The 26,997-nt window shown below is 45.8% G+C and carries 16 protein-coding genes; 8 read left to right on the forward strand and 8 right to left on the reverse strand.

The window, feature by feature from the left end; translation table 11 throughout:
• Positions 1–17: 17 nt before the first annotated feature.
• Complete coding sequence (locus tag D1614_RS06075; protein ID WP_119437016.1) at positions 18–1,358, reverse strand: Gfo/Idh/MocA family protein; 1,341 nt, start codon at positions 1,356–1,358, stop codon at positions 18–20.
• Positions 1,359–1,685: 327 nt separating this feature from the next.
• On the opposite strand from D1614_RS06075, the gene D1614_RS06080 reads away from it, so the two are divergent.
• From D1614_RS06080 to D1614_RS06100, 5 genes are all read left to right on the forward strand, one after another.
• Positions 1,686–3,083 (forward strand): hypothetical protein, encoded by a 1,398-nt coding sequence (locus D1614_RS06080; protein WP_119437017.1) that lies wholly within the window; start codon positions 1,686–1,688, stop codon positions 3,081–3,083.
• Position 3,084: 1 nt separating this feature from the next.
• Positions 3,085–5,472 (forward strand): alpha-L-fucosidase, encoded by a 2,388-nt coding sequence (locus D1614_RS06085; protein WP_119437018.1) that lies wholly within the window; start codon positions 3,085–3,087, stop codon positions 5,470–5,472.
• Between the two features lie 246 nt (positions 5,473–5,718).
• A complete protein-coding gene (locus D1614_RS06090; protein WP_119437019.1) occupies positions 5,719–7,260 on the forward strand; it encodes a beta-N-acetylhexosaminidase in 1,542 nt (513 codons plus the stop codon).
• A 155-nt stretch (positions 7,261–7,415) separates the two neighbouring features.
• The gene (locus tag D1614_RS06095; protein WP_119437416.1) at positions 7,416–9,647 is read left to right on the forward strand and encodes an alpha-L-fucosidase; all 2,232 of its coding nucleotides are present in this window, start codon (positions 7,416–7,418) and stop codon (positions 9,645–9,647) included.
• Between the two features lie 277 nt (positions 9,648–9,924).
• Positions 9,925–11,511 carry a beta-N-acetylhexosaminidase gene (locus D1614_RS06100; RefSeq protein WP_119437417.1) on the forward strand — a complete coding sequence of 529 codons (1,587 nt, stop codon included), beginning with the start codon at positions 9,925–9,927 and terminating at the stop codon, positions 11,509–11,511.
• Positions 11,512–11,587: 76 nt separating this feature from the next.
• Here the strand turns inward: D1614_RS06100 and D1614_RS06105 are convergent, their stop codons facing one another.
• From D1614_RS06105 to D1614_RS06115, 3 genes are all read right to left on the reverse strand, one after another.
• Entirely contained in the window at positions 11,588–12,589 is a 1,002-nt protein-coding gene (locus D1614_RS06105; protein ID WP_119437020.1) for a Gfo/Idh/MocA family protein, read from the reverse strand.
• A gap of 282 nt (positions 12,590–12,871) precedes the next feature.
• The gene (locus tag D1614_RS06110) at positions 12,872–14,044 is read right to left on the reverse strand and encodes an alpha/beta hydrolase (RefSeq protein ID WP_119437021.1); all 1,173 of its coding nucleotides are present in this window, start codon (positions 14,042–14,044) and stop codon (positions 12,872–12,874) included.
• Positions 14,045–14,395: 351 nt separating this feature from the next.
• Positions 14,396–16,570 carry a hybrid sensor histidine kinase/response regulator transcription factor gene (locus tag D1614_RS06115; protein ID WP_119437022.1) on the reverse strand — a complete coding sequence of 725 codons (2,175 nt, stop codon included), beginning with the start codon at positions 16,568–16,570 and terminating at the stop codon, positions 14,396–14,398.
• 305 nt (positions 16,571–16,875) lie between these two features.
• Between D1614_RS06115 and D1614_RS06120 the strand changes: the two genes are divergently transcribed.
• Together D1614_RS06120 and D1614_RS06125 are read left to right on the forward strand one after the other, a co-directional pair.
• Entirely contained in the window at positions 16,876–17,727 is an 852-nt protein-coding gene (locus D1614_RS06120; RefSeq protein WP_119437023.1) for a Nif3-like dinuclear metal center hexameric protein, read from the forward strand.
• A 10-nt stretch (positions 17,728–17,737) separates the two neighbouring features.
• Positions 17,738–19,084, forward strand: a complete 1,347-nt coding sequence (locus tag D1614_RS06125) for a GntP family permease (RefSeq protein WP_206609935.1) — start codon at positions 17,738–17,740, stop codon at positions 19,082–19,084.
• 226 nt (positions 19,085–19,310) lie between these two features.
• On the opposite strand, the gene D1614_RS06130 is transcribed toward D1614_RS06125, so the two are convergent.
• Positions 19,311–20,051 (reverse strand): hypothetical protein, encoded by a 741-nt coding sequence (locus D1614_RS06130; RefSeq protein ID WP_119437024.1) that lies wholly within the window; start codon positions 20,049–20,051, stop codon positions 19,311–19,313.
• Between the two features lie 10 nt (positions 20,052–20,061).
• A complete protein-coding gene (locus tag D1614_RS06135) occupies positions 20,062–21,033 on the reverse strand; it encodes a nucleoside hydrolase (RefSeq protein WP_119437025.1) in 972 nt (323 codons plus the stop codon).
• A 297-nt stretch (positions 21,034–21,330) separates the two neighbouring features.
• On the opposite strand from D1614_RS06135, the gene D1614_RS06140 reads away from it, so the two are divergent.
• The gene (locus D1614_RS06140) at positions 21,331–21,771 is read left to right on the forward strand and encodes a cytochrome B (RefSeq protein WP_119437026.1); all 441 of its coding nucleotides are present in this window, start codon (positions 21,331–21,333) and stop codon (positions 21,769–21,771) included.
• A 113-nt stretch (positions 21,772–21,884) separates the two neighbouring features.
• On the opposite strand, the gene D1614_RS06145 is transcribed toward D1614_RS06140, so the two are convergent.
• The gene (locus tag D1614_RS06145) at positions 21,885–23,666 is read right to left on the reverse strand and encodes an AMP-dependent synthetase/ligase (RefSeq protein ID WP_119437027.1); all 1,782 of its coding nucleotides are present in this window, start codon (positions 23,664–23,666) and stop codon (positions 21,885–21,887) included.
• A 271-nt stretch (positions 23,667–23,937) separates the two neighbouring features.
• Positions 23,938–26,997 carry a cytochrome c biogenesis protein CcsA gene (locus tag D1614_RS06150; protein ID WP_119437028.1) on the reverse strand — a complete coding sequence of 1,020 codons (3,060 nt, stop codon included), beginning with the start codon at positions 26,995–26,997 and terminating at the stop codon, positions 23,938–23,940.

Here is a 26,997-nt window from a genome sequence, read left to right on the forward strand (position 1 = left end):
TTTTTCTGAATTCTGAACTAACTCAATTTATTTGCCTCGCCTGCCAGCGGAACTTCACTACTGATCTCTGCCACCGGACCAAAAGCATAGGTTTTAGGTCCCAGGTAAAGATCCGAATTCATCACTTCGTCCCAGGTAACCTCTTTCCCGGTATAGGCAGCAATACGCCCCATAATGGCAGTAATGGTTGAATTCACCTGAGCTTCAGCGTCGTTTACAGCCTTGCCGGTACGTATGGCTGTTACCAGGTTAATGTGTTCCTGCACAAAAGGGTTGGTCACTTTCCATTTCGGATCGGTAACACCTTCCTCCCACTTCGGATAAGTCCAGATTTCATTGCCCTGTGTGTCAAGAATATGCCCCGAAGCAATGGCAATACCCTTGGTGCCGACAATGCGTTCCACTTTCCCGTTGGTACAACCGTTTATTTGCCGCGATGCACAGTGTGTGCGCATTCCGTTTTCATATTCATATTCGATGCTAAAAAAATCATACAAATCGCCGGTTAACCGCCGTTGTCTTCCGCCGTAGCCAATTGCTTTTTTCGGATTTTCGCCCAGGAACCAGTTCATTACATCAATTTCGTGAATAAACTGCTCGGCAATATGGTCGCCCGAAAGCCAGCAATGATTGACCCAATTCCGCAGCATAAATTCCATGTCCGTCCGCTCGGGTTGACGCCTGCGGTGCCAAAGCGCTCCTCCGTTGCGAATAATGTTGGCACCGACGATTTCGCCGATATCGCCATTCTTCACTTTCAAAGCCGTGGTCATGTAATCTTTCTGAACCCGCCGAATTGTACCGCTCACCATCGAAAGTTCCAAAGCTTCTGCTTTTTTGGAAGAAGCCAGCACCGACCGCGCGCCCACCGGATCAACCGCACATGGTTTTTCCATAAAAACATGCTTCCGCGCATTGATGGCAGCCTCTACATGAACCGGACGAAAATGAGGCGGTGTACATAACAGCACCAAATCCACTCCCGAATCGATCACTTTCTGATAAGCATCAAACCCGAGGAAACAATTTTCATCGGCAATTTCTACTCCGCGTTCCTTTTTGAGCTGCTCGCGGCAGTTGTCAATTTTATCCTGAAACACATCTCCCAGGGCAACAACCTGCAGGTTTGGGCCGGCATCCAGAAAATTGATAACCGCTCCGGTCCCGCGTCCTCCGCAACCAACCAAACCGGCTTTCAGCACTTTCCCATCGGGGGCCTGCTCGAGAAGGTCAGGCACAATATCTTCACTTTTCTTTGTTTTTTCAGAGGAACAGGCTACCAGAACAGTTGCCATTCCAAGCGTTCCAACCGTTGCTTTGGTCAGAAAGCTTCTTCTATCGAGATCTTTTACAGACATAGTTAATTTTATTGGGTTCAGACTGACGAATTTAGCATAAATGTCGCAGATTCCTAAAACCCCGAAAGGTTTTTAGCCTCAATTCTTTATTGTTAAATAGATTTTATTAAATGTATACAAGAATCCAGACAGAAGTTGTTCTCTCTGCAAAAATTTGGATAAAACTGCTTCTTACTTTTTAAAATAAATCACTTTCATGTTCGTCTTCTTTTTTATTAAACCCGTAACATCTAATTTGGAGCACTAATAACTCTGACATTACCTTGTCTGGGGAAAATTCGGGATATGATGGGCAGTTGCTTTGGAAACCTTAACTCAGAAAAATAAATGGAACGAAGAAAATTCATAGAACTAGGTGCGGCATTTTCGGTACTGGCCGGATCAGGATGGCTCTCCGCCTGCACAAGCGGCAACAAAAATAGCGCCCCGGAAGCAATTAAAAGCAAGGCGATAGCAGCTTTCAACCGGTTTGAGGAAGTATGGAATTTCAACGATTTCTGGAAACGGGGAAATACCTTCGATTCCTGTCTTGTTTTCGTAAATGCCCTGGCAAGTCGCTGGCCCGAAGACCCGGAAGTTCTACGAATAAAAACCCGCGTGAAATCGATGCTGGAAGAAAACCTGTTGTTTTTCAAGCGTTTTGATCCCGGCAGTTTATGGGCCGACGATTTTGGCTGGTGGGGACTGATGGCCATCAACGCCCGCAAATTTCTGCTAAACATGAACGAGCGCGATCTTGCCGAATCCTACTACCGGTTGTCGACCGACCTGTGTTGGGAGTACAAACGGAAAACAGCTTACGACTCAACGCCTGACGCCCAGCCCGTGCCGCATGGCTGCCGAAACGGCGATGCCAACGGCGACAGTCGGGGTGTGAAAAACACGGTTACCAATGTTTTGCTCTTCCTTCTCTCGTCCCGCATTTATCGCATGAACAAGGAAGAACGCAGGGATAACAATGAAAAACACCTCGAACTTGCCTGCCGCCAGTGGCTGTGGTTCGATCAGTGGTTTGAGCTCGGCCAGTATCAATACCTGAAAAAAATTGGTGATGATGCAGCCTTGGTACAGGAACGTCCGATGGCTTTTTTTGAAGGATCTGACTATACCGAAAAGATTCATCCTCCGTGGGCGGAAGGCTGGGTATGGTCGGGCGACCAGGGAATGTTGGTAGCCGCCCTGGCCGACATGCTCGCTATAAAAGTCGATGCAGCAACCTGGCTAAGCTCCAACAACACCGATCGTGATTTTAACGCACAGGCATTTGAGCGCAAGCTGAAAAACTACATCCGACTAATAACCAATGGAGTAAAAGAAGCCCTGGTTTTTCCGAAAGACCAGATTTTTCGCGAAGCCCCCTGCTATTCGAGCTTTGGCCCGGTTCACGGAAACGACTACCTGGCCGGTCGCGGAATAATGCTGCGCTACCTCGGGCAACCAGATATCGCAGCACTGCTGAATGTTGATTTGAGCGAGAATATAAAAGCCACCGCCAACGCGATTTGGGAGACCCGCGATCCTCAGAATAACCAGTTTCGCCCCGAATTTACCTCCCCGGAAAACGACCGTGAGTACATTCAGTATTTTAAGAGCAAATGGGGACTGGCTGATGATGTTACCCAATGGGACATTGAAAAAATGGCGCCCCAAAACCGAGACGGAGTTTGTCAGTCCATTGGCCTCGATATGTTTGGAGCATTAATCCGTAACCTAAAGAAAAGCTAACATGAAGAAACTAACCTTTTCTGTTTTACTACTCCTTTTGGCAGCAGTTGCTTTTTCGCAAAACCAATCCGACCAACTGTTTTTTAAAGACCGTCTTCAACCCGTTTCCGAAGAGAATATTTTTAAAACCGATGGCTATTACAACTGGTGTAGTTCCATGGTAAAAGGCGACGATGGGAAGTACCATCTTTTCTACTCGCGCTGGCCCAAAAAATATACGTTTCTGAGCTGGCTTACCCATTCCGAAGTGGCACACGCTGTTTCTGATTCGCCCACCGGGCCCTGGAAATACAAGGAAACCGTGCTGCAAAGCCGTGGCAAAGGCCACTGGGATGCCATTACGGTACACAATCCCAAAATCAAAAAGTTTGGCGATAAATACTACCTCTACTATGTGTCGACCAACATGGGCGACCACGACTACAGCGAGGAAGAACTGATTGAAACTGCCCGAATTGGCTACAGTCACCCGAATTGGAAAAATTACCTGCGCCCCAACCAGCGTACCGGTGTAGCAGTGGCCAACTCTATCAATGGCCCGTGGACACGCATGGACCAACCGCTGATCGAACCTTCCGGACCTATTACAACCCTCACCGTAAACCCGGCCATCACCCAGGGGAAAGACGGCAAATTCTACCTCATCGTAAAAGGCGACAAACCCAACGAAACCCGCTTCATCCGCAACCAGGCCATTGCCGTATCCGACTCGCCCACCGGACCTTTTGAGATGCAGAAGAAACCAGTGATTGATTATCTCGACACCGAAGATATGTCGATGTGGTACGATGCCCGGCGGAATTATTTTTACGGTGTTTTCCATGCACATTCCTTTATTGGGATGGTTAGCTCACCGGATGGTATTAACTGGAAGAAGGCGACCGAATATGTGCTGACACCCAAAAAACTACCCATGCAAGATGGCTGGGAACTGGTTCCTGACCGTTTGGAGCGCCCCTTTATTTATGTGGAAGACAATGAACCGCAAGTGCTCAGCCTGGCCGTTAAAAAGGGTGATGAAGCCTACATCATTTTCGTTCCGGTAAAACAGCATAAAATTCCGGTTCCCAACAAGCGCCAGCAAGCGTGGCAGGAAGCTGAAATGGGAGCTGTGTTCCATTACGATCTGCATGTGTTCGACGGAGAAAAATACGGGCAGGGCAACAACCGTATCGATCCCGTATTTGATTACCAGGTATTCAAGCCCCAAAAGCTGAATACCGATCAATGGGTAAAAGCCGCCAAAGATGCCGGGTGTACGTTTGCGATTGTAACTGCCACCCACGAAACCGGTTTTGCACTTTATCAGTCGGATGTCAACCCTTACTGCATGAAAGCCCTCAAATTTCAGGACGGGAAAGGCGACATTGTGCGCGATTTTGTGAACTCGTGCCACAAGTACGGGATCAAACCGGGAGTTTACCTGGGCATTCGTTGGAACTCGTTTATTGGTGTTCACGATTTTAAAGTGAATGGAGAGGGAGAATTCCGTGAAAACCGTCAGAAATGGTACAATCACATGGTAGAAGGAATGGTAAAGGAAATCTGCACCAACTACGGCGAGTTGTTTGAAATTTGGTTTGATGGCGGCGCCGACTCACCCGAAAATGGTGCTCCTGATGTATTACCGATTGTGCAGCAATACCAGCCCAATTGTTTGTTTTACCACAACAAGCAGCTGGCCGAGGCGCGCTGGGGCGGTTCCGAGTCGGGTACCGTCAGCTATCCGTGCTGGTCAACCTTCCCCTATTGTTCTACCGGAGCCGGAGAATCAGCAAGAGCCAACATCGGCAAAAATAATTTTCAGTTGCTGAAAGAGGGCGATCCCAATGGTGCATTCTGGGTACCGGCAATGAGCGATGCTCCGTTACGTGGCTACAACGGCCGCCACGAGTGGTTTTGGGAACCCGGCGATGAAGCGCATATCTTCCCCTTGGAAAACCTGGTGAACATGTATTACCAATCGGTTGGCCGGAATTCAACCCTGATCATCGGATTGACACCCGATCCGGAAGGCCTGTTACCCGAACCCGATGTACAGCGCTTAAAAGAGTGGGGCGATGAAATTCGGCATCGGTTTTCAAACCCTTTGGGCACCTGTTCCGGAAGTGGGAACAAAGTGGAATTGGATCTTGGTACCCTTCAGAAAGTAAATCACATCATCATTCAGGAAGATATTGCGCAGGGAGAACGGATCCGGAAATACCGGGTAGAAGCACAGGTAAAAGGCAAATGGGTTACAGTTGCCAACGGCCAGTCGGTGGGGCACAAACGCATTCAGCATTTCAACGATGTGGAAAGCAAAAAATTCCGGCTGGTGGTTGACGAGGCCATCGAAAAACCGCTGGTAAAAACCCTCGCCGCTTATTATGTTGATGGTCGGCAATAAGAACAAGCCACTGTGTTCACTCAACTTTTAGGATTGAATGAACGCTAGACTTAAATCCTAAAAATGAATGTTTTTTGACAATTATACGGGCACATGACAACGTGATGGGCATCAAACTTTTAATCAACTCATTAACTGCCATTCTAAAATTCCGGACAATAAGAAATAGACATATTACCACACACTGAAAACAGATTTTTTTTAATTAAATTTGCTCTCTCTTTAAAATTTTTAAAAACCAAGGCGATGAATATCAGATCTTATTTAATACTTATGACAGCACTTATTCTTATGCTATCAGCCTGTTCGGAAAAGGTACCAACCGATTTGGCTCAAACAGCGTTTATTCCGCAACCGGCCAGCGTAACAGCCACCGGAGAAGCGTTTGAAATAAACAACTCCAACATCGTTTATGTGCAAGAAGGCGTTGAGGGTCTGCAAACGGTTGCCGACTACCTGACTGGAGAACTGAACCGGATAACCGGGTACACCTTAACAACGCAAACCGTTAACTCGGTGCCGTCAAAAGGAATCTATCTGTCGGTTAGTCCCAACAGCGACCTGAAGGCAGAAGGCTACGAACTGAACATCGGCAAAAAGCTGGTCACGGTTCAGGGAACTGATCTTGCAGGTACATTCTACGGAATTCAGACCCTGTTGCAAGCCCTGCCAGTAAAAGCCGTCGCAGGCGAGCCTTTGTATGTGGCTACCGGTGTTGTTCGCGATTTCCCTGAATATGGCTACCGCGGGATGATGCTTGATGTGGCACGTCATTTCTTTTCGGTTGACGATGTAAAACGGGTTATCGACTTATGCGCGTACTACAAAATAAACACACTTCACCTGCACCTCTCTGATGATCAGGGGTGGCGGATCGAAATTAAATCGTGGCCGAAACTGACCGAAATCGGAGGCAGTACCCAGGTAGGCGGAGGAAAAGGCGGGTTCTACACGCAGGAACAATACAAGGAAATAGTTCAGTATGCAGTAGATCGCCAAATCATCATTGTTCCGGAAATTGACATGCCGGGACATACCAATGCCGCGCTGGCTTCGTATCCCGAACTAAATCCCGACGGTAAAGCCCGCGAATTGTACACCGGAATAGAAGTAGGCTTCAGCACCCTGGCTACCAATATGGACATCACTTACCAGTTTGTGGAAGATGTGATAAGAGAACTGGCTGCCATCACTCCCGGCCCTTATTTCCATATTGGCGGAGACGAATCGCACGTTACCAAACACGACGACTACGTGTATTTTATCAACCGGATTCAGCCCCTTGTCACGAAATACGGTAAGAAGATCGTTGGTTGGGATGAGATTGCCAACGCAGATTTGGAAGAAGACGTGACCGTTCAGTTTTGGTCGAATGTGAAAAACACTTCTATGGGCCTGGAAAAAGGTGCCAAGGTGCTTGTTTCGCCGGGAGCCCGCACTTACATGGATATGAAGTACGACTCAACAACCGTTCTTGGTCTTAAATGGGCCGGTTTTATTGAAGTGGATCATGCCTACACCTGGTCGCCCGACACCGTGGTACCCGGCTTGCAAAAAGAGCAGATACTGGGCATTGAAGCTCCGCTTTGGTCGGAAACCCTGGAAAAAATAGAAGACATTGAGTTTATGGTTTTTCCGCGCCTGCCCGGATATGCTGAAATTGGCTGGACAGCAAATGACCTCCGCAACTGGGATGAATACAAGTTACGCCTGGCCAAACATGGAAAACGGTTTGAAGATTATAACATCAATTTCTACCGCTCGCCATTAGTGCCCTGGGAAAAATAAAAAAGAAATACATCCCAAAAGCCCAGGGCTGATCGGCCGATGGTCTTCGTTCTTTAATTTCCGGCTACTTAATCGTTTATAGAGAAGCCGGAATTATTTTTTGTATTGTTATTTTGATACATCGCATTTTAAAACACCAATTGAATAGTATGAAAATGAAACAAACTTTATTGCTTCTTTTAACTGCCCTGTTATGGAGCTGCTCCCAACCTTCCGGATTACGAATGCAGGTAAACAACACCATCCCGGTTGATCAGGACGACACAAACGACTCGATCATCATTAAAGCAGCCCATGTGGTTCCAACACCGAACCAGCTGGAGGCACTGAAAGATGAGTTCATTGCTTTTATTCATTTTGGCCCCAATACTTTTACCCGCATGGAATGGGGAAGCGGTATGGAAGATCCGCAGATATTTGACCTGCACAACCTGGATACCGACCAATGGTGCCGGGCCATGAAAGCAGCCGGAATGACCAAAGTTATTTTTACTGCCAAACACCACGACGGTTTTTGCCTATGGCAAACCCGGTACACAACGCATGGCATAATGTCATCGCCATATAAAGATGGCCAGGGAGATGTAATGAAAGAGCTTTCCGAATCGTGCCATAAATACGGGTTGAAACTGGCGGTTTACCTGTCTCCGGCCGATCTTTTCCAGATTGAAAACCCCGAAGGACTGTACGGAAACCTGAGCAAAAAAACCGAGCGTACGATTCCCCGCCCCGTGGAAGGACGGCCTTTTGAGAATAAGACCACCTTTCAGTTTGTTGTGGACGATTACAACGAATATTTTCTTAACCAGCTGTTTGAATTGTTAACAGAGTACGGCCCCATTTATGAAGTCTGGTTCGACGGTGCTCATCCGAAACGAAAAGGCGGGCAAACCTACGACTACATGGCCTGGAAAGAACTGATTCATACCCTGGCGCCCGAAGCCGTGATATTTGGCAAGGAAGACATCCGCTGGTGCGGTAATGAAGCCGGCGGAACCCGGTCTACCGAATGGAACGTTATTCCTTACCTGGAAGATCCCAACCAAATGAACAGTTTTGGCGATCTTACTGCAAAATCACTTGGCAGTCGCGAAGACCTGCTTAAAGGAAAGTATTTACACTATCAGCCCGCCGAAACCAACACGTCGATTCGTGAAGGTTGGTTCTACCGCGACGAAACCACGCAAAAGGTCCGCAGCGCCGACGACGTGTTCGATATGTACGAAAGATCAGTGGGAGGAAACTCCATCTTTTTACTAAACATCCCACCCAACCGCGAAGGCAAATTTTCGCAGGAAGATGTTGGTGTGCTGGAAGAAGTGGGAAAACGGATCAGTACAACTTATGGGAACAACTTACTGAACGGAGCCCGCATTTCAAAGAAACTACTCGACGGAGACATTCTTACCAGCGAATTGCTAAGTGCAGATCAGGCTTTTGTTGAAATCAATACAGCAGAGCCAATCACCATCAACCGGTTTTCGGTGAGTGAGGCCATCTCCACCCACAGCGAACGGATTGAAAAATGCGCCCTGGATGTTTGGGAAAAGGATGCCTGGCAGGAAGTGGCAACAGCTACCAATGTAGGCTACAAACGTATTCTGCGTTTCCCGGCGGTAACCGGCAGCAAGTTCCGGTTCAGGGTGTTGGAGTCAAGACTTGAACCTGCCCTTGCCGAAGTAGGTGCTTTTTATTACGAAAACCGGCCTCCGCAATTGGAATTCCGCCGGAATCTGGAAGGCTTGCTCAGCATTCAGCCCAAAGTGCATGATTTTGGATGGAAACCACACGGAGAAGACGCCAACGCCAATATCAACAGCGATATGCAAATCCGTTACACCCTCGACGGAACAGAACCCACAAGCGGCTCCAGTCTGTACCAAGGTCCTTTCTATTTTGAGGGCGGCGAAGTAAAAGCACGTGCCTTCGCCAACGAAAATGCGGGAAGTATCAGCTCTGCAAACATAGGTATCGTAAAAAAAGATTGGAAGCTGCTGGCGTCCGGCCAACAAGCAGAAGGTCACAATGGAGAGCAGGCATTCGACGAGAATAGCAAAACCTACTGGAAATCGGAGGGCAAGGGAACTCACTTTTTGTCCATCGATCTGGCAAGGGAAGAAAAGCTGGCCGGTTTTATTTACACACCGCCCACTAATTTTGCTGACGGAATGATCGAAGAAGGTCTCATCCAGTCGAGTACCGATGGCAAAAAATGGGAAACCATCGAAACCTTTAATTTCGGGAACCTGATCAACGACCCTTCTCCCCGCTTGCAGCATTTCAAGGCTCCTGTAACGACCCGTTTTATCCGAATCGAATCACGTGTAATTGCCGGAGCAAAAACCTCTGCAGCCATTGCCGAAGTCGATTTCCTGAAAGCTCAATAATATCCCTTTACTGCGCAGGATAATCACAAAGTGAAGGAAAACTACTACCACACCCTTGCTTACCTAACAACAGGAAGCAATGGTGTGGTAGTTTGGTATTGACAATTCATAATGTTTTACTAAAAATCCCTCCACCTTATTAAAATTATTCAAAAGATATTAGTTTTACATGAAAATTATATACATTGAATAATGATTAGTACCGGTATTGCACGCAAGGTGCAAGAGCCGAAGCAACCCGAAGGATGGAGAACAAACAAAGAATCAAAACAATATTATGAGCAACAAACTAAGATTACTGATTATTGCGGTAGCAGCTGTATTTATCGCGTCGTGTACCACACATGACTGTCCGAATCAACCCATTGAAATTATTCCCTATCCCAACCAACTAAAAACGGGTGAAGGCTGTGTTAATTTGGCAAAAGGGTTTCAGCTTATTGGCGAGACAAACCATACTGAATACTTGACTACTGAATTAAAGGCACAGGGAATTGAAGCCGGGAAAGGTGCACAAATTGTATTTCAACCCGCTGAACAACCCAATAATTTAGGCGAAGAAGGTTATCGTTTGCTTGCAAAGAAAAAAACGATTACGATTGAGGCCAACGGTTCCAAAGGGCAGTTTTACGGTATCCAGACTTTACTGCAACTGGTAAATGGAGCCACAGTAGCGGCCGTTGAAATTGAGGATGTACCTGCCTTTGGATGGCGCGCCTACATGCTCGATGAATCACGTTATTTTCATGGCGAAACATTTGTAAAACAAGTGCTCGACCAAATGGCAAAACTTAAAATGAATGTCTTCCACTGGCACCTGGTTGATGATGCCGGTTGGAGGATTGAAATCAAAAAATACCCTTTACTTACCGAAGTTGGCGGCACGCGGACCGATTCGGAGGTCGGAACATGGAAAAGCGGGAAAACAGCCGGGGAACCGCATTCAGGCTTTTACACACAGGAACAAATTAAAGCGATCGTACAATATGCTGCCGAAAGAAACATAACCATTGTTCCGGAATTTGAAATGCCGGGCCATTCGAGTGCGGCAATAGCAGCATACACCTGGTTGGGAACAGCCGGAAAAGACATTGACGTACCGGTTACCTTTGGCCGTCATTACGACAATTACGATGTTACCAAACCCGAGGTAGAGCAATTTGTAAAAGATGTGTTAAACGAATTGTTTGAACTTTTTCCTTCCGAAGTTATTCACATTGGTGGCGATGAAGTAGGCTACAAAGTATGGGAAGAGTCGAAACATGTACAACAATACATGAAAGAGAATGGGATTAATACGCCCGCAGATTTACAAATTGCCTTTACCAATAAAATTTCGAAATTTATTGAGAGCAAGGGACGGAGAATGATGGGATGGAACGAAATTATGGGAGTTAATATTCACAAAGGTTTCGAAGAGAAAAAGGACGACAAGGAAGCTGAAACCGAACTGGCCAAAAATGTGGTGGTTCATTTCTGGAAAGGTGATATTAACCTGATCACCGATGCTGCCCAAAAAGGATACAGCATTGTTAACTCCCTGCATTCAAATACCTACTTAGACTATTCATACAAAAATATCAGCCTTGAAAAAGCTTATGGTTTCTATCCAATCCCGGAGGATCTGAACGAAGAATATCATAAAAATATATTTGGACTGGGTTGCCAAATGTGGAGTGAATGGACACCAACCTATAAAGATGTGGAGCGCCAGACTTACCCACGGATTGCAGCTTATGCCGAAACCGGATGGACCAATAAAGAAAACAAAGATTACGCGAGGTTTCGCAAAGCAATGGATAATTTAACCCAAAGCTGGGACAAGCTGAATATTAATTATGGTCCACTGGATAATGTAGAATAAAAGGACAAAGAAATACGTTTTAACGAACAAAAAAACCGTCGGGATAATCGACGGTTTTTTTATGCCTAAAACAGAATCACTCTGCGTGACGATAGCACAAGCGTATGGTTTCCAACGCCGATTCAGGACTGTATTTTTCCGGGAGTTCGCCCTTTTGTAAAGCAGCATAAAACAACTGAATTTCATTAAAATAACCATCTCCCAAATCATTTGCAGGAATCGTAGTCTGCTCGGTATGCCCCGAAACAAGGATATTCTCCGCATCGGAGATTGAGTAGCTCACCGTTGCCTGTTCGAAAACTGCGGTGTACTCAGCCCGAAACGGGAAACGGGCATGAAATACATTGCCGCCTTCAATGCGCACCACCAAATCCGAATCGGGGTAATGCCAGGTGGCCAACACATAATCATGCCGGCTTAATTTCCCGGGAAGGATCGTTTTGTTGCTTAATTCAGAAGGAATACCTACCGCAAAAGCAGCAAAATCAATATCGTGAATAACCAGATCGAAAAGAGCGCCGCCTGAAATTCCGTAGTTCTTTTGCTTTTCGAGCCATTGCCCCCATTGCGGTACCCCGGAAAAACGTGATAGCGACAAAAACTTCAGGTCGCCGTATTCTTTTGTCTCAATAAAGCCAAGCAGTTTCTGGTAAGGCGACATAAAACGAACCACGTGAGCCACCATTAAAACCCGTTTCTTTTCGGCAGCCAGTGCCACCAGTTCTTCTCCCTGCTCCACATCCAGCACAAATGGTTTTTCCACCAATACATGCAAATCGTTCTTCAGGGCTTCTTTCACCAGTGGATAATGCAATTCGGTATGCACACAAACATGCACCGCATCCAGTTTCTGCTCTTGTAAGCAATCGGCTAGCGAACTATAAACCGGAACTTTCAGCAACGCAGTGTTGTCCACTTCACCAACAGCAAAATTCCCCACCTGTTCATTCAGCTTTTTTGCAACGGAAGCCACATCCTTTTCAATAATGGCAACCAATTCAACTCCTTCGCTAACCAACAACTGGCGGCTGTGCATAATCCCCATAAAGCCAAAGCCAATAACTGCCACACGTTTCATATTGTATTGTTTAAGTTTATTTTGTCGTCACCTGATCTTCAGCAAAAATACTTGGCGGATTTTACGGTTCACTCCCGCGGTATTCCCAACTCACTAACCAAGCCCGTCTCTAAAATAGAACATCCTTTGACGGAAACAAAATAGCCACTTTCATAAACCAAATAAAAGAGTCCTACCTTTTGCAATAAGCGACTTCCCTGACAACAAAACCAGGGGAAGCAGTATAAGATTGCTTCCCCGTATTAATGTGCCTGCGTGGCATAAAATATTCTAACTTACTTTCTATTGAGTATAGTCGGGAAACTCGTTTGAAAGCATTACCCAAACCTTGCCAAGCCTTTCGTAAAGGTTACTGATGTGTGTGCCCGGATTGTCATACGTTTCGAACTGATGCTTGACGTTCATAGCATCGAGCTGCTCATGCGTCATTGTGTTGATGGCAATGTAAAAATCGTCGTTCACGCCGCAATCAAAATAGATTACTTTCAGCTGTTTTAGTCCAATACGGTGTTTCTGAATCATTGCCAGCAAACTTTGATCATTCAGTTTTTCCATTCGTTCAGGAATGACAACAGGATTTCCGTCGATAAATTCAAAAGGCAAGTCGCAATAATAAGGTGGATTTTCGGGATTAGGCAACCACGCCTGCGACAACATAACTGCTCCGTTGTTAACAAACTTAAAGGGAGCGAACGGATCATACGGAAGCGGTCCCTCAACTCCCCATATCTGATCTTCCACAGGCATAAAATTAGCCATGTATAAAATCAACGGTTCTGGAAAATGTGAGGGCGACAAAGCACCCACATAACGAAATACTTTTGGGTGTTTCATCGCAATATTCAGAGCCCCTATAGCTCCGGCACAATGACCAGTTATGGCACGCCAGTTAAAATGAGGGATCGTGCGATAATTCTCATCCACATATTCAACCAGTTCTTTCACAATGTAATCTTCGTAATTTCCCTGAACGGTGGAGTTGACGTAGAGGCTGGGACCGTATTTTGTTTTCGCATCAGGCATTACGATGATAACTTCCTCCATACCTTCGTTGTCGATCAGCTTATTGAGCCATGGCAAAAATCCTTCTTCGGGAAAGTCGACCCGATGAGGAAGTTGCGCCGACAAGTAAAAATACTCGTAAGGTTCCGGCTCCATCAACATACCGCCCCAGGCTGGGGTACCATGCAGGAAGTAAATAACCGGGAAATGCCTCTCGGGACATGTAAAGTAACTTTTGGGCAAATACACACGGATCATGCGGTCGGCCGGATCGCCTGTTAAATTGCCTTCGAGTGACGCAAAATGTACGGTTTCAGTAACAATCGTTCCCTCGCCTATCACTGCCGATTTTGCTGAGGGAGCAAGATCGTCGGTTCCTGTAAGGTAATCTTTTTCGCAGGCGGTCAGGAAAACTGCAACGACCAGCACTGCCATTAAAATTTTGGTTTTCATTTTACTGATTTTATTTGGTAACTGTAAACGAAGTTAGGCCAGTATTGTCTGTTCCTCTTTTTCAAAATTCCCGGAGAGTTGTGAACTTTTCCCAAAGCTTTTGATAATTTCCCATTCCCTGAGAAAGTCTGTTTCCACTCAATCTTTAGAAAATAAATCCCATCGGTTAAGCTGTAAAATCAATGATAGGGAGATGCTTCTTTGTACTGAATTTCGTTCAATGCTCCACCAGCTGATGAAAATTCAAGCAGGGAAATTGTGTGTGGGATTGGGATAGCGCTTGATCACTCTAATTACTGATTCCAAAAACAAGGAGAAAATAAAAGCTTCGAGATAAGAATACTACTCTGTTTACTGTAGCTTGCCATTTCCGTTTACCTTCTGATGATTGAGAAATTGTCGCGGACTTTCTCCAAACTCATCCTTGAACAACTGACTAAAAGTGGAAAGGCTTTTCATGCCTACTTCATACCCTACCTCGGTGATGTTCATATTGGATGTTTGCAATAATTCCCGGGCTTTTTTCATTCGTACCTGTCGAATGTATTTGGCTGCCGACTGATTGGTAAGAGCTTTAAACTTGCGGTAAAGCTGGGATTTGCTCATGGCCATATCTTCGCATAGTTTATGAATGTCGTAATGTTCGTCGCCAAGATTCTTGTTGATCGATTCGTTAAGCCGCTTAAAAAAGGCATCCTCTCTTTGTATAATCGGATCGGAAGAAAATTCCATCCCATTACCATTGCTATACCGTCTGAACAGGTTTCTTCGCAGTTCAAGAAGCTTCTGCATGCGAACCAGTAATTCCAATTGATTGAAAGGTTTTACCACATACGCATCAGCCCCTTGTTCCAGGCCTTCAATGCGGGAAGTGATATCCGCTTTGGCCGTAAGCAGAATAACCGGGATATGACTGGTCCGATAATCGTTTTTCAGTTTTCGACACAACTCAAAACCATCCATGCCCGGCATCATTACATCGCTGACTATAATGTCAGGAACCTCATCCAGCGCAAGTTTGTACCCTTCCCAACCATCTTTTGCCACAAAAATATGGAAATGTCTTTCGTAACATGCCTTCATATAGGCCACCACATCCGTATTATCCTCCACAATTTCCAGACGTTTTTTTGCTCCGTCCCCGATTTCGGCAACATCATTAAAAGTGTCATTGGTTTCCGACTCAAGAGTCTGTTTGTGTAAATTGAACTCTGCTTTCTTGAATTCATGCCTTACAGGGAGTTGTACCGTAAAAACAGTCTCCTCGCCGGCAATGCTTTTTACACTGATGGTTCCGTTCATCAGATTTACCAGTTCCCGGGTGAGAGCAAGACCAATACCGGCTCCTCCTGCTTTTCTGGTATTTTTGTCGTCAACCTGGTAAAAGCGATCAAAGATCCTTTCCATTTTCTCAGAAGGAATGCCGATGCCATCATCACACACTTCTAAATAGAGAGAATCAGACCGCGCCATGACCTTCATTTGTACGTTTCCTCCTTCCGATGTATATTTTATGGCATTATTTAAGAGATTCCCCACAACAGCCGCTGTTTTTTCAGGATCGAAATCCAACTCATACGACAGGTTATCAGAGAAAAATGACATATTGATGCACTTTTCTTCCGCATAAAATTCCTGTAGCTGAAAAATGTATTTTAAAAAAGGGATAATATTCGCGTGTATCATGTCCACCGAAAGTTTACCCGACTCCACTTTGCTCAGGTCAAGCATCTGATCAACAAGTTGCAGGAGATTTTTACCGTTCCTGATAATTGTATCCATTTTCTGCTCAATGTGGTTCTGCTGTCCAAATTTCACAGTATCTGCCAAACCAAGAATAACTGTGAGAGGTGTGCGAAATTCGTGAGTAATGTTGGTATAAAGCCTGGTTTTGGCATCGTTTAACTCCTTTTGTCGTTGAGTTTCCCGCTGTTCCTGTTTCGCATAAAGATTCGTCGCATAAAGACTGAAAAAGAAAATGTATCCGGTGATCAGCACTATGCTGGCCGCAAAGGCAATGGCATTTTGCTGAGGATTAAGCGCATAACGTACCGGGAACAGCGGCTCAAATACCACAAGCAGTATCATCACTACAGCAAAAATGATGGAAACAGTGATTATCTTTCTCAAATCGCGTAAAATAACTGTACTTGTAACGGCCTGAATAGAAAACAGAAACAATCCGCCACAGGTTAGCAGGCCGCCCATCCGAATGATGTAAATGGATGAAATGAGTATCATCGCAATTTTAAAAACGAAAATCAGGAGGCTCATTTTTCGGGCCCGAAAAAACAAGTAGCTGGCCACAAACATGAATGGAATATAGACCAGGCAAAATTCGGCCAGCATTTTAGCACCAATAATCCAGGATAAGACGAGCACCATAGACAAACCCGTAATGGCCACGGCACCCTGTGTTAGCATATACTTTTTGGCAACTTCTTCAGTGTACGACAGGTGCTGTCGGCCAATAATGCCCTCAAGTTTAGCATCCAGTTTGTCGAAAAAAAGAAAGGTTGACGACATGATCTGTGGTTTTTACCGCGTTAACTTCCTCTTGCAACCATTTACGATAAAACATCGCTAAAGTTCATTGTTTCTCTGCCTGTTAACTTGCTTTATCTTCTCAAAAAGTTACGGATTCTTCCCTCCTTTTAAGAAAAGCAGATATAATTGACACGGAGAAATTGCCTGCAACTAAATACGATAATTCCTTTCCATCAGAGTAAGAGGTCAACTTATCAATAACCCGGATTTGAGCACGCGAACGCTAGGAAACTAAACACAGAACCACTATTTTTAACGCCCGATAACTAAAACCGGCAATACCAATGAGAGCAATCATCCTTCTCCTTACACTGATCCCGTTTTTCAGCTTTGCACAAAGCATGCAACCCAAAACTCCCGATGATGTGGTGGAGCAAATCAAAAAGCATGTTACCTGCGACTGGATGAGCAAAACCGTGGATGTATACAAAGCCGGTGATCCGCAAACCCCATTGAAAGGCATTGCCGTTTGTATGTTTGCCGACATGCCCACCCTCGAAAAAGCCGTTGAACTGGGATGCAATTTCATAATTACCCACGAACCGGTTTTTTACAGTCACCTCGACGGAACAGACAACTCGCAGGACGACCCGGTTTTTCTTGCCAAAAAGGAATTCATCGAAAAAAACAACCTCGTTATATTTCGCTTTCACGATCATATTCACATGACTGAGCCCGACGGGATTTATGTGGGAATGATCAACCAGATGGAACTACAATCCAGCTCCGTTAACGGTTCGCTGACACATTACCAGCTTCCCAGGCAAAGTGTAACAGAATATGCCCGGACACTCAAAAAACAATTGGGGCTTGAAACCGTGCGCGTGATCGGCAACCCAAATATGGAGTTCACAAAAATGGGCCTCGCAGTGGGCGCTCCGGGCGGACAAAGCCATATTCAAATGCTAAGGCAACCCGACGTGGAAGTGATGGTGGCCGGTGAAGCAACCGAGTGGGAAACTTATTCGTATGTAAACGATGCAGTGTCGCAGGGAAAGAACAAAGCCGTGATTTTTGTAGGGCATGTAAAATCGGAAGAAGCCGGCATGAAATATTGTGCGGAGTGGCTAAAAGGCTTTCTTGCTGAAGTCCCCATTCATTTCATCGAAAACGTTCCAAATTTCTCCACCCTTTAATTCTATTTCTATGACCGGTTCTATTGGCCTGATTGCGGTTTTACTGTTTTCCGTGTTGTTCATTATTCTGGGAACTACAAAACTGAAAATGCACCCTTTTCTGGTGCTGTTGCTGGCCTCTTACCTGGCAGGCGCACTGGCCGGACTGCCTGCTGGCGATATTGCTGCAAGCATTTCCACCGGTTTTGGCAACATTATGGCCTACATCGGAATCGTCATCATTCTGGGAACCATTATCGGTACCATACTCGAAAAATCGAATGCAGCCATAAAACTGGCCGACCTGGTTTTGAAACTGGTGGGAAAACGTTACCCCGCGCTGGCCATGTCCATCATTGGCTACCTGGTTTCGATTCCTGTGTTTTGCGATTCGGCCTACATTATTCTTTCTTCGCTGAAAAAATCGATCCGGCAAAAAACCGGCAAACCATCCGTGGCACTTTCCATAGCGCTTGCTACGGGTTTGTATGCTGCCCACACCTTTGTTCCGCCTACGCCAGGCCCAATTGCAGCTGCGGGTAACCTGGGGCTGGAAGACCAACTCGGGCTTGTTATTTTATTCGGACTTGGAGTTGCCTTAGTTGCCATGTTCACCGGCTATTTCTGGGCTTCTTTCACGGGAAAACATTACACCGTGGCAGAAGATACCGAAGAAATTCCTGCTGCCACGCAGGAAAAACTTCAACTTCCATCCGGCGTAAAAGCGCTTTCGCCCATTGTTGTCCCCATCTTTCTGATTGCTTTTCGGTCGGTGGCTACTTATCCATCGCTTCCGCTCGGGCAAGGTGTTTTATACGAAATTCTGAACTTTGCCGGACAGCCCGTAAATGCCCTGCTGATTGGGTTGTTTCTATCCTTTCTGCTTTTCCCAAAATTTGATCGCGAAACGCTTACCGGATGGATCGGCGAAGGGATTGTTGCTGCTGCTCCCATTTTGCTGATTACCGGGGCAGGCGGCGCATTCGGAACCATTTTAAAAGAAACTCACATTGGCGAAACACTTGGCAATCTATTGGCCGGATACCAATTGGGTATCTTTCTTCCTTTTCTGATAGCGGCCGTTTTTAAAACCGCCCAGGGTTCATCAACCGTGGCGCTGGTGGCAACTTCTGCACTCATCGCACCACTGCTCGGAAGTATCGGTCTCGATTCATTGTATGGAAAAGTGCTGGCAGTTATGGCAACCGGTGCCGGAGCAATGACGATTTCGCATGCCAACGACAGTTTTTTTTGGGTGGTCACTCAATTTTCCGGAATGGATGTAAAAACCGGTTACCGCACGCATACCACAGCCACTCTGTTACAAGGAGTGGTAAGCATGGCCTTTATTTACTTGCTTTCGTTGATTTTCATCTAAATTGTTTTTATAGGGGGAACAGCCTCTCTGGCTCCATCCTTATTCCAATTTATCTACAAAGTGGTCAACTAAATTTTGTGCAGAACCGAATGTTGATACAAGCATTTCGAATAAACAGGTGTTCTTTCATTTAATGGCTTTTGGCTTATCAGCCGTATTTTACTCTTTGTTTTGGCACAAAGAGCAAGCAGAAAAGCCATGGCTGCGTCCGCTTCGCTCGAAAAAACTACACCAACCGGAAAACATGGGAACGAAATAAATCGAACAAAAAAACGCCCTCGAAATCGGATTGAAAATTCTGATTCGCAATTTGGTTATGGATGTTGTAATTCCGCTGACCACGCAGGCGGTCGGTGGTAATAAGCAACCAATACGACTCCAGCCTTTGTTTTTTGTACAAACGTAATTTTTCCTCCTTCTTTTCAATCGACTTCTGAATGTCTTGAATTACATTCTTAGATATTCCCAGGTTATTGGACCGCTCCCACACCGAAGCTTCCAGTCCCGGATGATGTGCCACCAAAATCTCGTCCAGTCCCTCGGGTAATTTTTCTTTCGGAATTACCAGATAAAAAAGGTTTCCCGGTTTCTTGCTGCGAATACTGTTGCGAATTGCATTAACCGCCCTTGCTGCTGTTACCAGACTCGTTTCCGGAGATGGCGAATGCTTCTTGTTAAAAAGAAACTTCACAAACAGTTTTACCTCCGAATTTTGCTCAAACAACTCGCGGGCATCGTCAATCAATTCTTCCAGAATAATGTTTTGCTCAGCCTCGCACTCATCCGGCGCATCTGCACTTCCCGGGTTCAGGCGCACCAATTCGATTCCCAGCCGGTGACTGTTCTTCAGCTTTACAATGAAATCGGGAGATTCCGAAGCCTCCATTTTTCCTTTGGGAAAGTCGGCACAACGCTCCCTAAAATAACTGGCCAGCAATACTTCCAGTTGCTTTTTTAGTTCCTGCATCTCCCCCTGCTTATTGCTTTGGCGTCGTTTTCTCCATCAGCGAGAAAAGATCATTCACAATCGCGTCCCTGTTAAAAGTATCCCAGTAAATAATTTTATGTGGATTCTCGGGTTGTTCTTCCCACGCATGGTTGATGAGTTTGGGTGCCGGAATTTCATGTTTTGTTCCCCATTCAGGATTCTTCAAAACAGCCAGCACAACCATGTCGAACAAAGCACGCGATGGCGGATAGCCATGCATGTGGGCATGCTCGAACAGGTTTTTGGCGTAATTGCCAAAAGAATTGAATTCGCCCCCGTGGCGGCCGGTAATTGTATGGGGAGAAACCGGCCCTTTCCCGGCCAGGAACTCGTCGACTTCGGCAGGTGTAACCCGAACCGCATCGGTTGCTGTACTGTCGCCGTAACGCACTGTTACAATTTCGAAAGGTGCTCCTGATTCAATAACCGGATTCACCGAAGAAACATCGTTCACCAGGTTGTATTCTCCCGGATTCGGATAATTGCTTCCGAGCCAAATAATCCGGACTTTATCTACGATGGAAGGTTCTTTGGCAATGGCCAATGCAATATTGGTAAGCTTCCCGACCGGAACCAAAACCAGCTTTTCGTCCTTCATTTTCATTGCTTCGCGAATGATGAAATCCACCGCTGGTTGCCCGTCAAACAAGGTATCGTTAATGTGCGGCAGAATATCCACATAATTACTGTCGGCCCCCATAAAAAGAGGAATTTTATCCTCCAGATCGAACAGACGAATAATCCGCAGCGCCTCATCGTACTGCCCCTGAATTCCATATCCATTTGCGGTATTATTTACCGTTACGCCCACCACATCAAAAACATCGCTGTTCAAAAAAGCATAGGCCAAAGCATGCTGGTCGTCCAGTTCGTTGTTGGCATCGGTATCGATGATGATCTTCATTTTTTTCGGTGTTCCATTTTTGGGTTCTGACTGACAAGCTGCCAATAATCCCGTCATCACAATCAAAGTTAAAAATCGGTAAAGCATTGTTTCTGTTTTATTATTCCCGTCCACTCCGGGTTTTCAGGTTGCGTAATTCTATCTCGTTTGAATTTATTTCTGTTATCTTCATCCACTTTGCCTGTCTGTTCACAAAGCGGACAGTTTCAGGTTGCGAATAAAAATAGTGAATATCTGCCAGAGAAAGCGGGAATAAAGAACAGCTTTCTGGATTTAATGCGAAAATTGAGGAATATTCACCCAATTATTCAACCAAAAGCCCGGGTAAACGTTAGATTCTAAAACTAATATATTATGTACACTGGATTATTACATGCACACAATGGATTTCGCTGGTTGGTTTTACTGGCGTTGGTTGTTTCGGTGGTTCTTGCCATAAGCGGTTGGTTAGGAAAACGAGAATGGAAGAAGACCGACAACCTGTTCAATTTAATACTGGTTATTTTTACTGATCTGCAGTTTTTGGTGGGGCTGGTGCTTTATGCGTTTGTAAGCCCGATCACCAAAGCGGCTTTCCAGAATTTTGGAGCAGCCATGAAAAACCCCGACCTCCGTTTCTACGCGGTGGAGCACATTTTGCTAATGGTGGTTGCCCTGGTGCTGATTCACATTGGCCGTTCAAAATCGAAGAAAGCTTCATCATCAGTGAAAAAGCACCGAACTGCGGCTATTTTTTATACCCTTTCGCTGGTTTTGATCCTGGCCGGAATTCCATGGAGCAGAGCGCTCTTTTAGGCCGATTCCTTACAAATTACGAATAGTCAAAAAAAATGAAAAGCTGCCGGAAAATTCCGGCAGCTTTTGCTAAGTTTGGTTCAGCGCTTGTTTTACGCCTGACAAAAAAACGGTTATTTACCAACCGAATAAATATCATCAATTAAGTTCCGGTATTTCTCTGCAACAATGTTTCTGCGAAGTTTTAAGGTAGGCGACAGCTCGCCCGAAGCCGGTGTCCACTCCTCGCACACCAAACGAATCCGGTTGATCTGCTCGTGGCTTCCCATCGTTTTATTGATCTTGCCCACTTCTTTCTGAATCTTATCGATTACCTCCGGCAACTGGATCAACTCCTTGTTGTTTTCGTAATGAAGTTTATGCTCTGCCGCCCAATCGTGGAGCAGGGTGAAATTCGGAGAAATCAAAGCCGAAGCAAATTTCTCGTTGGCTCCAATCACCATCACCTGCTCAATCAGCGTAGAACTTTTCAGTTTGTTCTCGATCATTTGCGGAGCAATGTATTTGCCTCCCGACAATTTGAATATTTCCTTTTTCCGGTCGGTGATCTTCAGAAATTTCCCTTCTTCCAAAATACCGATGTCGCCGGTATGAAACCAACCTTCCTCATCGATCACCTCGGCCGTCAGGTCAGGCGCTTTGTAGTAACCTTTCATTACGCTGGGCCCTTTGCAAAGAATCTCACCGTCGGGTGCAATTTTAACCTTCACATTTTCCAGCACAGGACCAACTGTGCCGATCTTCATCTCGTTTTGTGCCGGGTTGTTAACGGCAATCACCGGCGAAGTTTCGGTCAGCCCGTATCCTTCCAGGTTCCACATTCCGGCCATACCCAGCACCCGCGCAATTTGCGGCTGTAAAGCTGCCCCACCCGAGACAATGTAAATGATATTGCCTCCCAGAGCTTCTCTCCATTTGGAGTAAATAAGCTTGTCGGCAATTTTTATTTTCATTCGGAGCAAAGGACCGTATTTCTTATTGTATTCAAAATGCTGCGTCAGGTCGAGCGCCCAAAAATACAGGCTCTTTTTTATTCCGCTCAGCTCTTTACCCTTGGCCACAAATCCGTCGTAAACTTTTTCCAGCAAACGGGGCACCGAGTTAAACATATGCGGCTTCACTTCTTTAATCGCACTCATAATCTGCGCCAGGCTTCCGACATAATAAACACCCATTCCCTTGTACTGAAAATGGTAGTTCACACTGCGCTCATATACATGACACAGCGGAAGAAAACTAATCACCCGGTGCTCTTTTCCGAGATGATGCATTTTTGCATGTTCCACAAAATTGGAGACCAGGTTCTCGTGGGTCAGCATCACCCCTTTGGGTACGCCGGTTGTTCCCGAGGTATAAATGAGTGTGGCAACATCGTCGGGAACTACAGAAGCTTTGCGTTCCTCCAGTTTCTCCTCCAATGCTGATCTATCAGCTTCTCCCAGGTCCATGATTTCCTGGTAATTTTTTGCCTCTTCAACCGCCTCAAAAGAATACAAATGCTTCAATTCCAGCTGTTCGGCCAAAGGCAACAGTTTTTTGTAAAGCTTGGCATCGCCCACAATCAGCATTTTTACTTCGGCATGTTTCAGAATATACTGGTATTCATCTTCCCCAATGGTTGGATAAATGGGAACATGCACTACTCCCGCCATGGCCATGCCCATATCGGCGATGCACCATTCGGGGCAATTGTTGGTGACCGTGGCTATTTTATCGCCTTTCCCGAGGCCCAAGGCCATTAGCCCCAAGGCAAATTGATACGATTTTTGATTGTACTCCTGAGTGGAGAAAGTGTACCATTTTCCATCTTTTTTTCCGGCGATGGCATCTTTCCGGGGATATTCCTTTAAGGTGTGTTCCAGAATGTCAAAAGTACGAGTAACTGTCTGTCCCATATTTCAATTAAAAAAACAGCGAAAGATAAGAGTTTTGATGCTGAACGAATTTACATCCAAACAATTAGATATTTACAAGCCTGTTATTTATAAATATTCTACATAACAACAATCAACTCATAATCAACATATTAACAATCACCAAATCGACTATCAGAGCCAATTGTTCCAAAAATGAAAAATAAAGACCGCCCCAAGTATACCATTTATACCTCACCTACTGTGGGCAATATTCTTTTCCGAAACCTATTTCAGTTTATCTGATTGCTGCTTATTCGGTCAGCTTCTTTTCGTATTTCGATTCTTTAATGTAGGCCCAAAGCATTAGCCCGGCCAACACGGCAAAACTTATCGGAACCGCCGGATTTACGCCGTCGGCCACGCCTTTTCCGTACGAATGCAGTCCTGACAAATAATAATTGACGCCGAAATAGGTCATCAGCACAGAAGCAAAACCAAGTATCGACGCAAAATTATAATTGTAGGCTCCTTTCAACGAAGGAATCATCCGCATGTGTGCAATAAACGAATAAATCACGACGGTGATCAGCGCCCAGGTTTCTTTGGGGTCCCAGCCCCAGTAACGCCCCCAGCTTTCGTTGGCCCAAACACCTCCCAGGAATGTTCCGATGGTAAGAAAATACAGACCCACTGTTACCGACATCTCGTTAATGGTAGTAAGCTGCTCAATAAAACCGCTTACTTTGCCCGCATTCTTTTGGCTGCGCAATACCATAAAAATCATGGTCAGCACTCCCAGTATCATACTTAGCCCAAAAAATCCGTAACTGGCAGTAATAATAGCCACGTGAATAGCCAGCCAGTACGATTTAAGCACCGGTACCAGCGGCGTTACTTCCGGGTTCATCCAGCTAAGGTGAGCCACAAACAGCGCAATGCCCGAGAGAAAAGCGGCGGTTCCGATTACCATCGGGTATTTGCGGCCAAAGATAAGGCCGGCCAGCATGGTTGCCCACGCCACGTATACCACCGATTCGAAGCCGTTGCTCCAGGGCGCGTGCCCCGAAATATACCAGCGCAAAGCAAGCCCGGCAGTATGCACCAGGAAGAGAATCACGATCAGTGCGAAAAAACCGTATTTGAAAAACTTAGGCAATGGTTTCTGCCTGAATATGTTTACAAACAAAACAAACAACAGCAGGGTTCCAAACAGTAAATAGAACGGGAAGATCCGCTTAAACGGATTAACCTTGTTGTATAAAATCTCCAGGTTTCTTTTGGTTGGGCTTGGCAAAAGTGCCGCCCCGTATTTGGTTTGAAAACTTTCGACTGCCTTTAGCAATTGAACGGCATCTTCGTTATTGTTATCATTAATGGATTGAATCAACAACTGAAACCCGCTTTTGATAAAAATCGAATCACCGTCGGTGTATTCCGTGGCATTGGCTCCGGGAGCATACCAGGTGTCTTCTCTTCTTTCGCGCGGATAGATATGAAAAATAGCCCCCTGGAAAACCATAAAACAGATGTTAACCCGCTCGTCGAGGTAAATATATTCCTTCTCAAGACGGTTACGCATGGCAGGTGCTTTTGCATACGCAGCCCGCACTTCGTCAATGATCCGGTAATTTCCGTTGCTGTCAAACAGCATATCGGCTGCCAGGTATTTACCCTGCACCCCCAGCTCCACGGCGAGGTCTTTCTCCGAAACCCGGATAATCGGCAGCGTGCGCCATATTTCCGGATAAGCCATCATGCTCAATACCACCTCGTCGGGCGATTTTCCGTAAAGCGTCGAACTCTTGCTCACTTTCCGAACAATCTCGCTGGTCAGTGTCGAAATCGGTTCAATACGTCCGTCAACTCCCTGCACCCACAGCTGGCCAAACTCTTCCACCACACTTTTATCGATGGGCGGAAGCGACGCTTCTGCTCCACCCTGGGCGGAGGCCGACATCGAAAATCCGCCAACAATTCCCAAAACAAGCACAGCGCTTACTGAAATATTTTTGAGCTTCTTCGCCAAAAAGCGGAAATACGAGTTTTTGTTGATCAGCGAAAGCATCATTCCCACAATCAGTAAGAAATAGCTGAAGTACGAAACCCAGGTTCCCACAAAATCATAGTTTACCGAAAGGATGGTCCCCTTTTCATCGGTATCGTACGACGACTGGAAGAATTTATACCCGCGATGGGTAAGTGTATTGTTCATATAAATTCGGATATCACGGTTGATGTTGCGTTCGCCGTCAATCAAAACTGCTTCTGAAGCAAACGAAGACGGAGACTCCGAGCCGGGATAACGCTCCAGTTGAAAGTCTTTTAAATAGATACTAAACGGCAGGTAAAGCGGCCGCGCACCGTAAGCCAGTTTTAGTTTTCCGCTCCCCAGTGGTATACTGATGGTATCGGGTGCCATTCCGGAATGCCCGTAAACGGGTACGATCTGTTGTTTCACTCCGTCGGAAATCTCGACAAGAACGGCATTCTCGTTGGTCTCGCTTTGATTTTTTACTGCGGTAAAACTTGCACTCGGATGAAAATTCCGGATCAGGAAACGGAAATCGTCAAAGCCATATAAAAACATCGATTTTACAGCAATCGTATCTCCGGGAGGAAGTGTCACCGTTTCCTGCGAAGCCATTGTTGTTTCTTCGAGGGCCACTTCTGAACGCATAAACAGGGCACCATCCTTCATAAAGAAATTCACCATCCGGTGATCGCCCGATTCAAATCCTGCCGTAAACCCGGGGTAATTCAGTACTACACCGCGTGTAAAAGTGTAGCTTTGCATACCTTGTCCGCCGGGTGCTGCAAAAACAAAATCGATGGCCGGCTGGCCCGAATCGGAGGGAACAGCCTTTCGCACGGCGTTTTCAATAAAGCCTACCGATTTTACTTTCACGTTACGCCCATCCACGTCAAATTTTGCGGAAAACTGTTTCGGAACTACTTCCGAGAACCGCACTTTTGATTCTTTGTGCTGGTCTTCATAAGCCGCATAAAAATAATCGTCGGAAGAAAGAATGTAATTTGCCGCCTGGTTTTCGCGGATGTGCATCATTCCTTCAAAACTAAAATACCGGGTGATGGCCCCGCCCAAAATCATGATCAGAAACGACAGGTGAAAAATACCTAGCGTATAGCGGCGTGTGGAAAACAACCGGTAACGAACCAGGTTGTTGATCAGGTTAAGCGCAAACAGGCCCCAAAGCACTTCAAACCAGCGGGTATTATAAACCAGGGCTCGCGCGGTGGGTGTTCCGTAACTGCTTTCAACAAAAGTAGCGATCGCCATCGAAAATGCGAGGGCTAGAAAAATAAAGGCGGCAAAAGGCATGGACGTTATAAAGGCATAGAATTTCTTCAT

Source organism: Maribellus luteus, from assembly GCF_003576475.1.
Lineage (GTDB): Bacteria > Bacteroidota > Bacteroidia > Bacteroidales > Prolixibacteraceae > Draconibacterium > Draconibacterium luteum.

Bases quoted from the DNA above. Each gene is read 5' to 3' on its own strand.
- D1614_RS06075 (WP_119437016.1), bottom strand. From the start codon at position 1,358: ATGTCTGTAAAAGATCTCGATAGAAGAAGCTTTCTGACCAAAGCAACG.
- D1614_RS06080 (WP_119437017.1), top strand. From the start codon at position 1,686: ATGGAACGAAGAAAATTCATAGAACTAGGTGCGGCATTTTCGGTACTG.
- D1614_RS06085 (WP_119437018.1), top strand. From the start codon at position 3,085: ATGAAGAAACTAACCTTTTCTGTTTTACTACTCCTTTTGGCAGCAGTT.
- D1614_RS06090 (WP_119437019.1), top strand. From the start codon at position 5,719: ATGAATATCAGATCTTATTTAATACTTATGACAGCACTTATTCTTATG.
- D1614_RS06095 (WP_119437416.1), top strand. From the start codon at position 7,416: ATGAAACAAACTTTATTGCTTCTTTTAACTGCCCTGTTATGGAGCTGC.
- D1614_RS06100 (WP_119437417.1), top strand. From the start codon at position 9,925: ATGAGCAACAAACTAAGATTACTGATTATTGCGGTAGCAGCTGTATTT.
- D1614_RS06105 (WP_119437020.1), bottom strand. From the start codon at position 12,589: ATGAAACGTGTGGCAGTTATTGGCTTTGGCTTTATGGGGATTATGCAC.
- D1614_RS06110 (WP_119437021.1), bottom strand. From the start codon at position 14,044: ATGAAAACCAAAATTTTAATGGCAGTGCTGGTCGTTGCAGTTTTCCTG.
- D1614_RS06115 (WP_119437022.1), bottom strand. From the start codon at position 16,570: ATGTCGTCAACCTTTCTTTTTTTCGACAAACTGGATGCTAAACTTGAG.
- D1614_RS06120 (WP_119437023.1), top strand. From the start codon at position 16,876: ATGAGAGCAATCATCCTTCTCCTTACACTGATCCCGTTTTTCAGCTTT.
- D1614_RS06125 (WP_206609935.1), top strand. From the start codon at position 17,738: ATGACCGGTTCTATTGGCCTGATTGCGGTTTTACTGTTTTCCGTGTTG.
- D1614_RS06130 (WP_119437024.1), bottom strand. From the start codon at position 20,051: ATGCAGGAACTAAAAAAGCAACTGGAAGTATTGCTGGCCAGTTATTTT.
- D1614_RS06135 (WP_119437025.1), bottom strand. From the start codon at position 21,033: ATGACGGGATTATTGGCAGCTTGTCAGTCAGAACCCAAAAATGGAACA.
- D1614_RS06140 (WP_119437026.1), top strand. From the start codon at position 21,331: ATGTACACTGGATTATTACATGCACACAATGGATTTCGCTGGTTGGTT.
- D1614_RS06145 (WP_119437027.1), bottom strand. From the start codon at position 23,666: ATGGGACAGACAGTTACTCGTACTTTTGACATTCTGGAACACACCTTA.
- D1614_RS06150 (WP_119437028.1), bottom strand. From the start codon at position 26,997: ATGAAGAAATTCTATGCCTTTATAACGTCCATGCCTTTTGCCGCCTTT.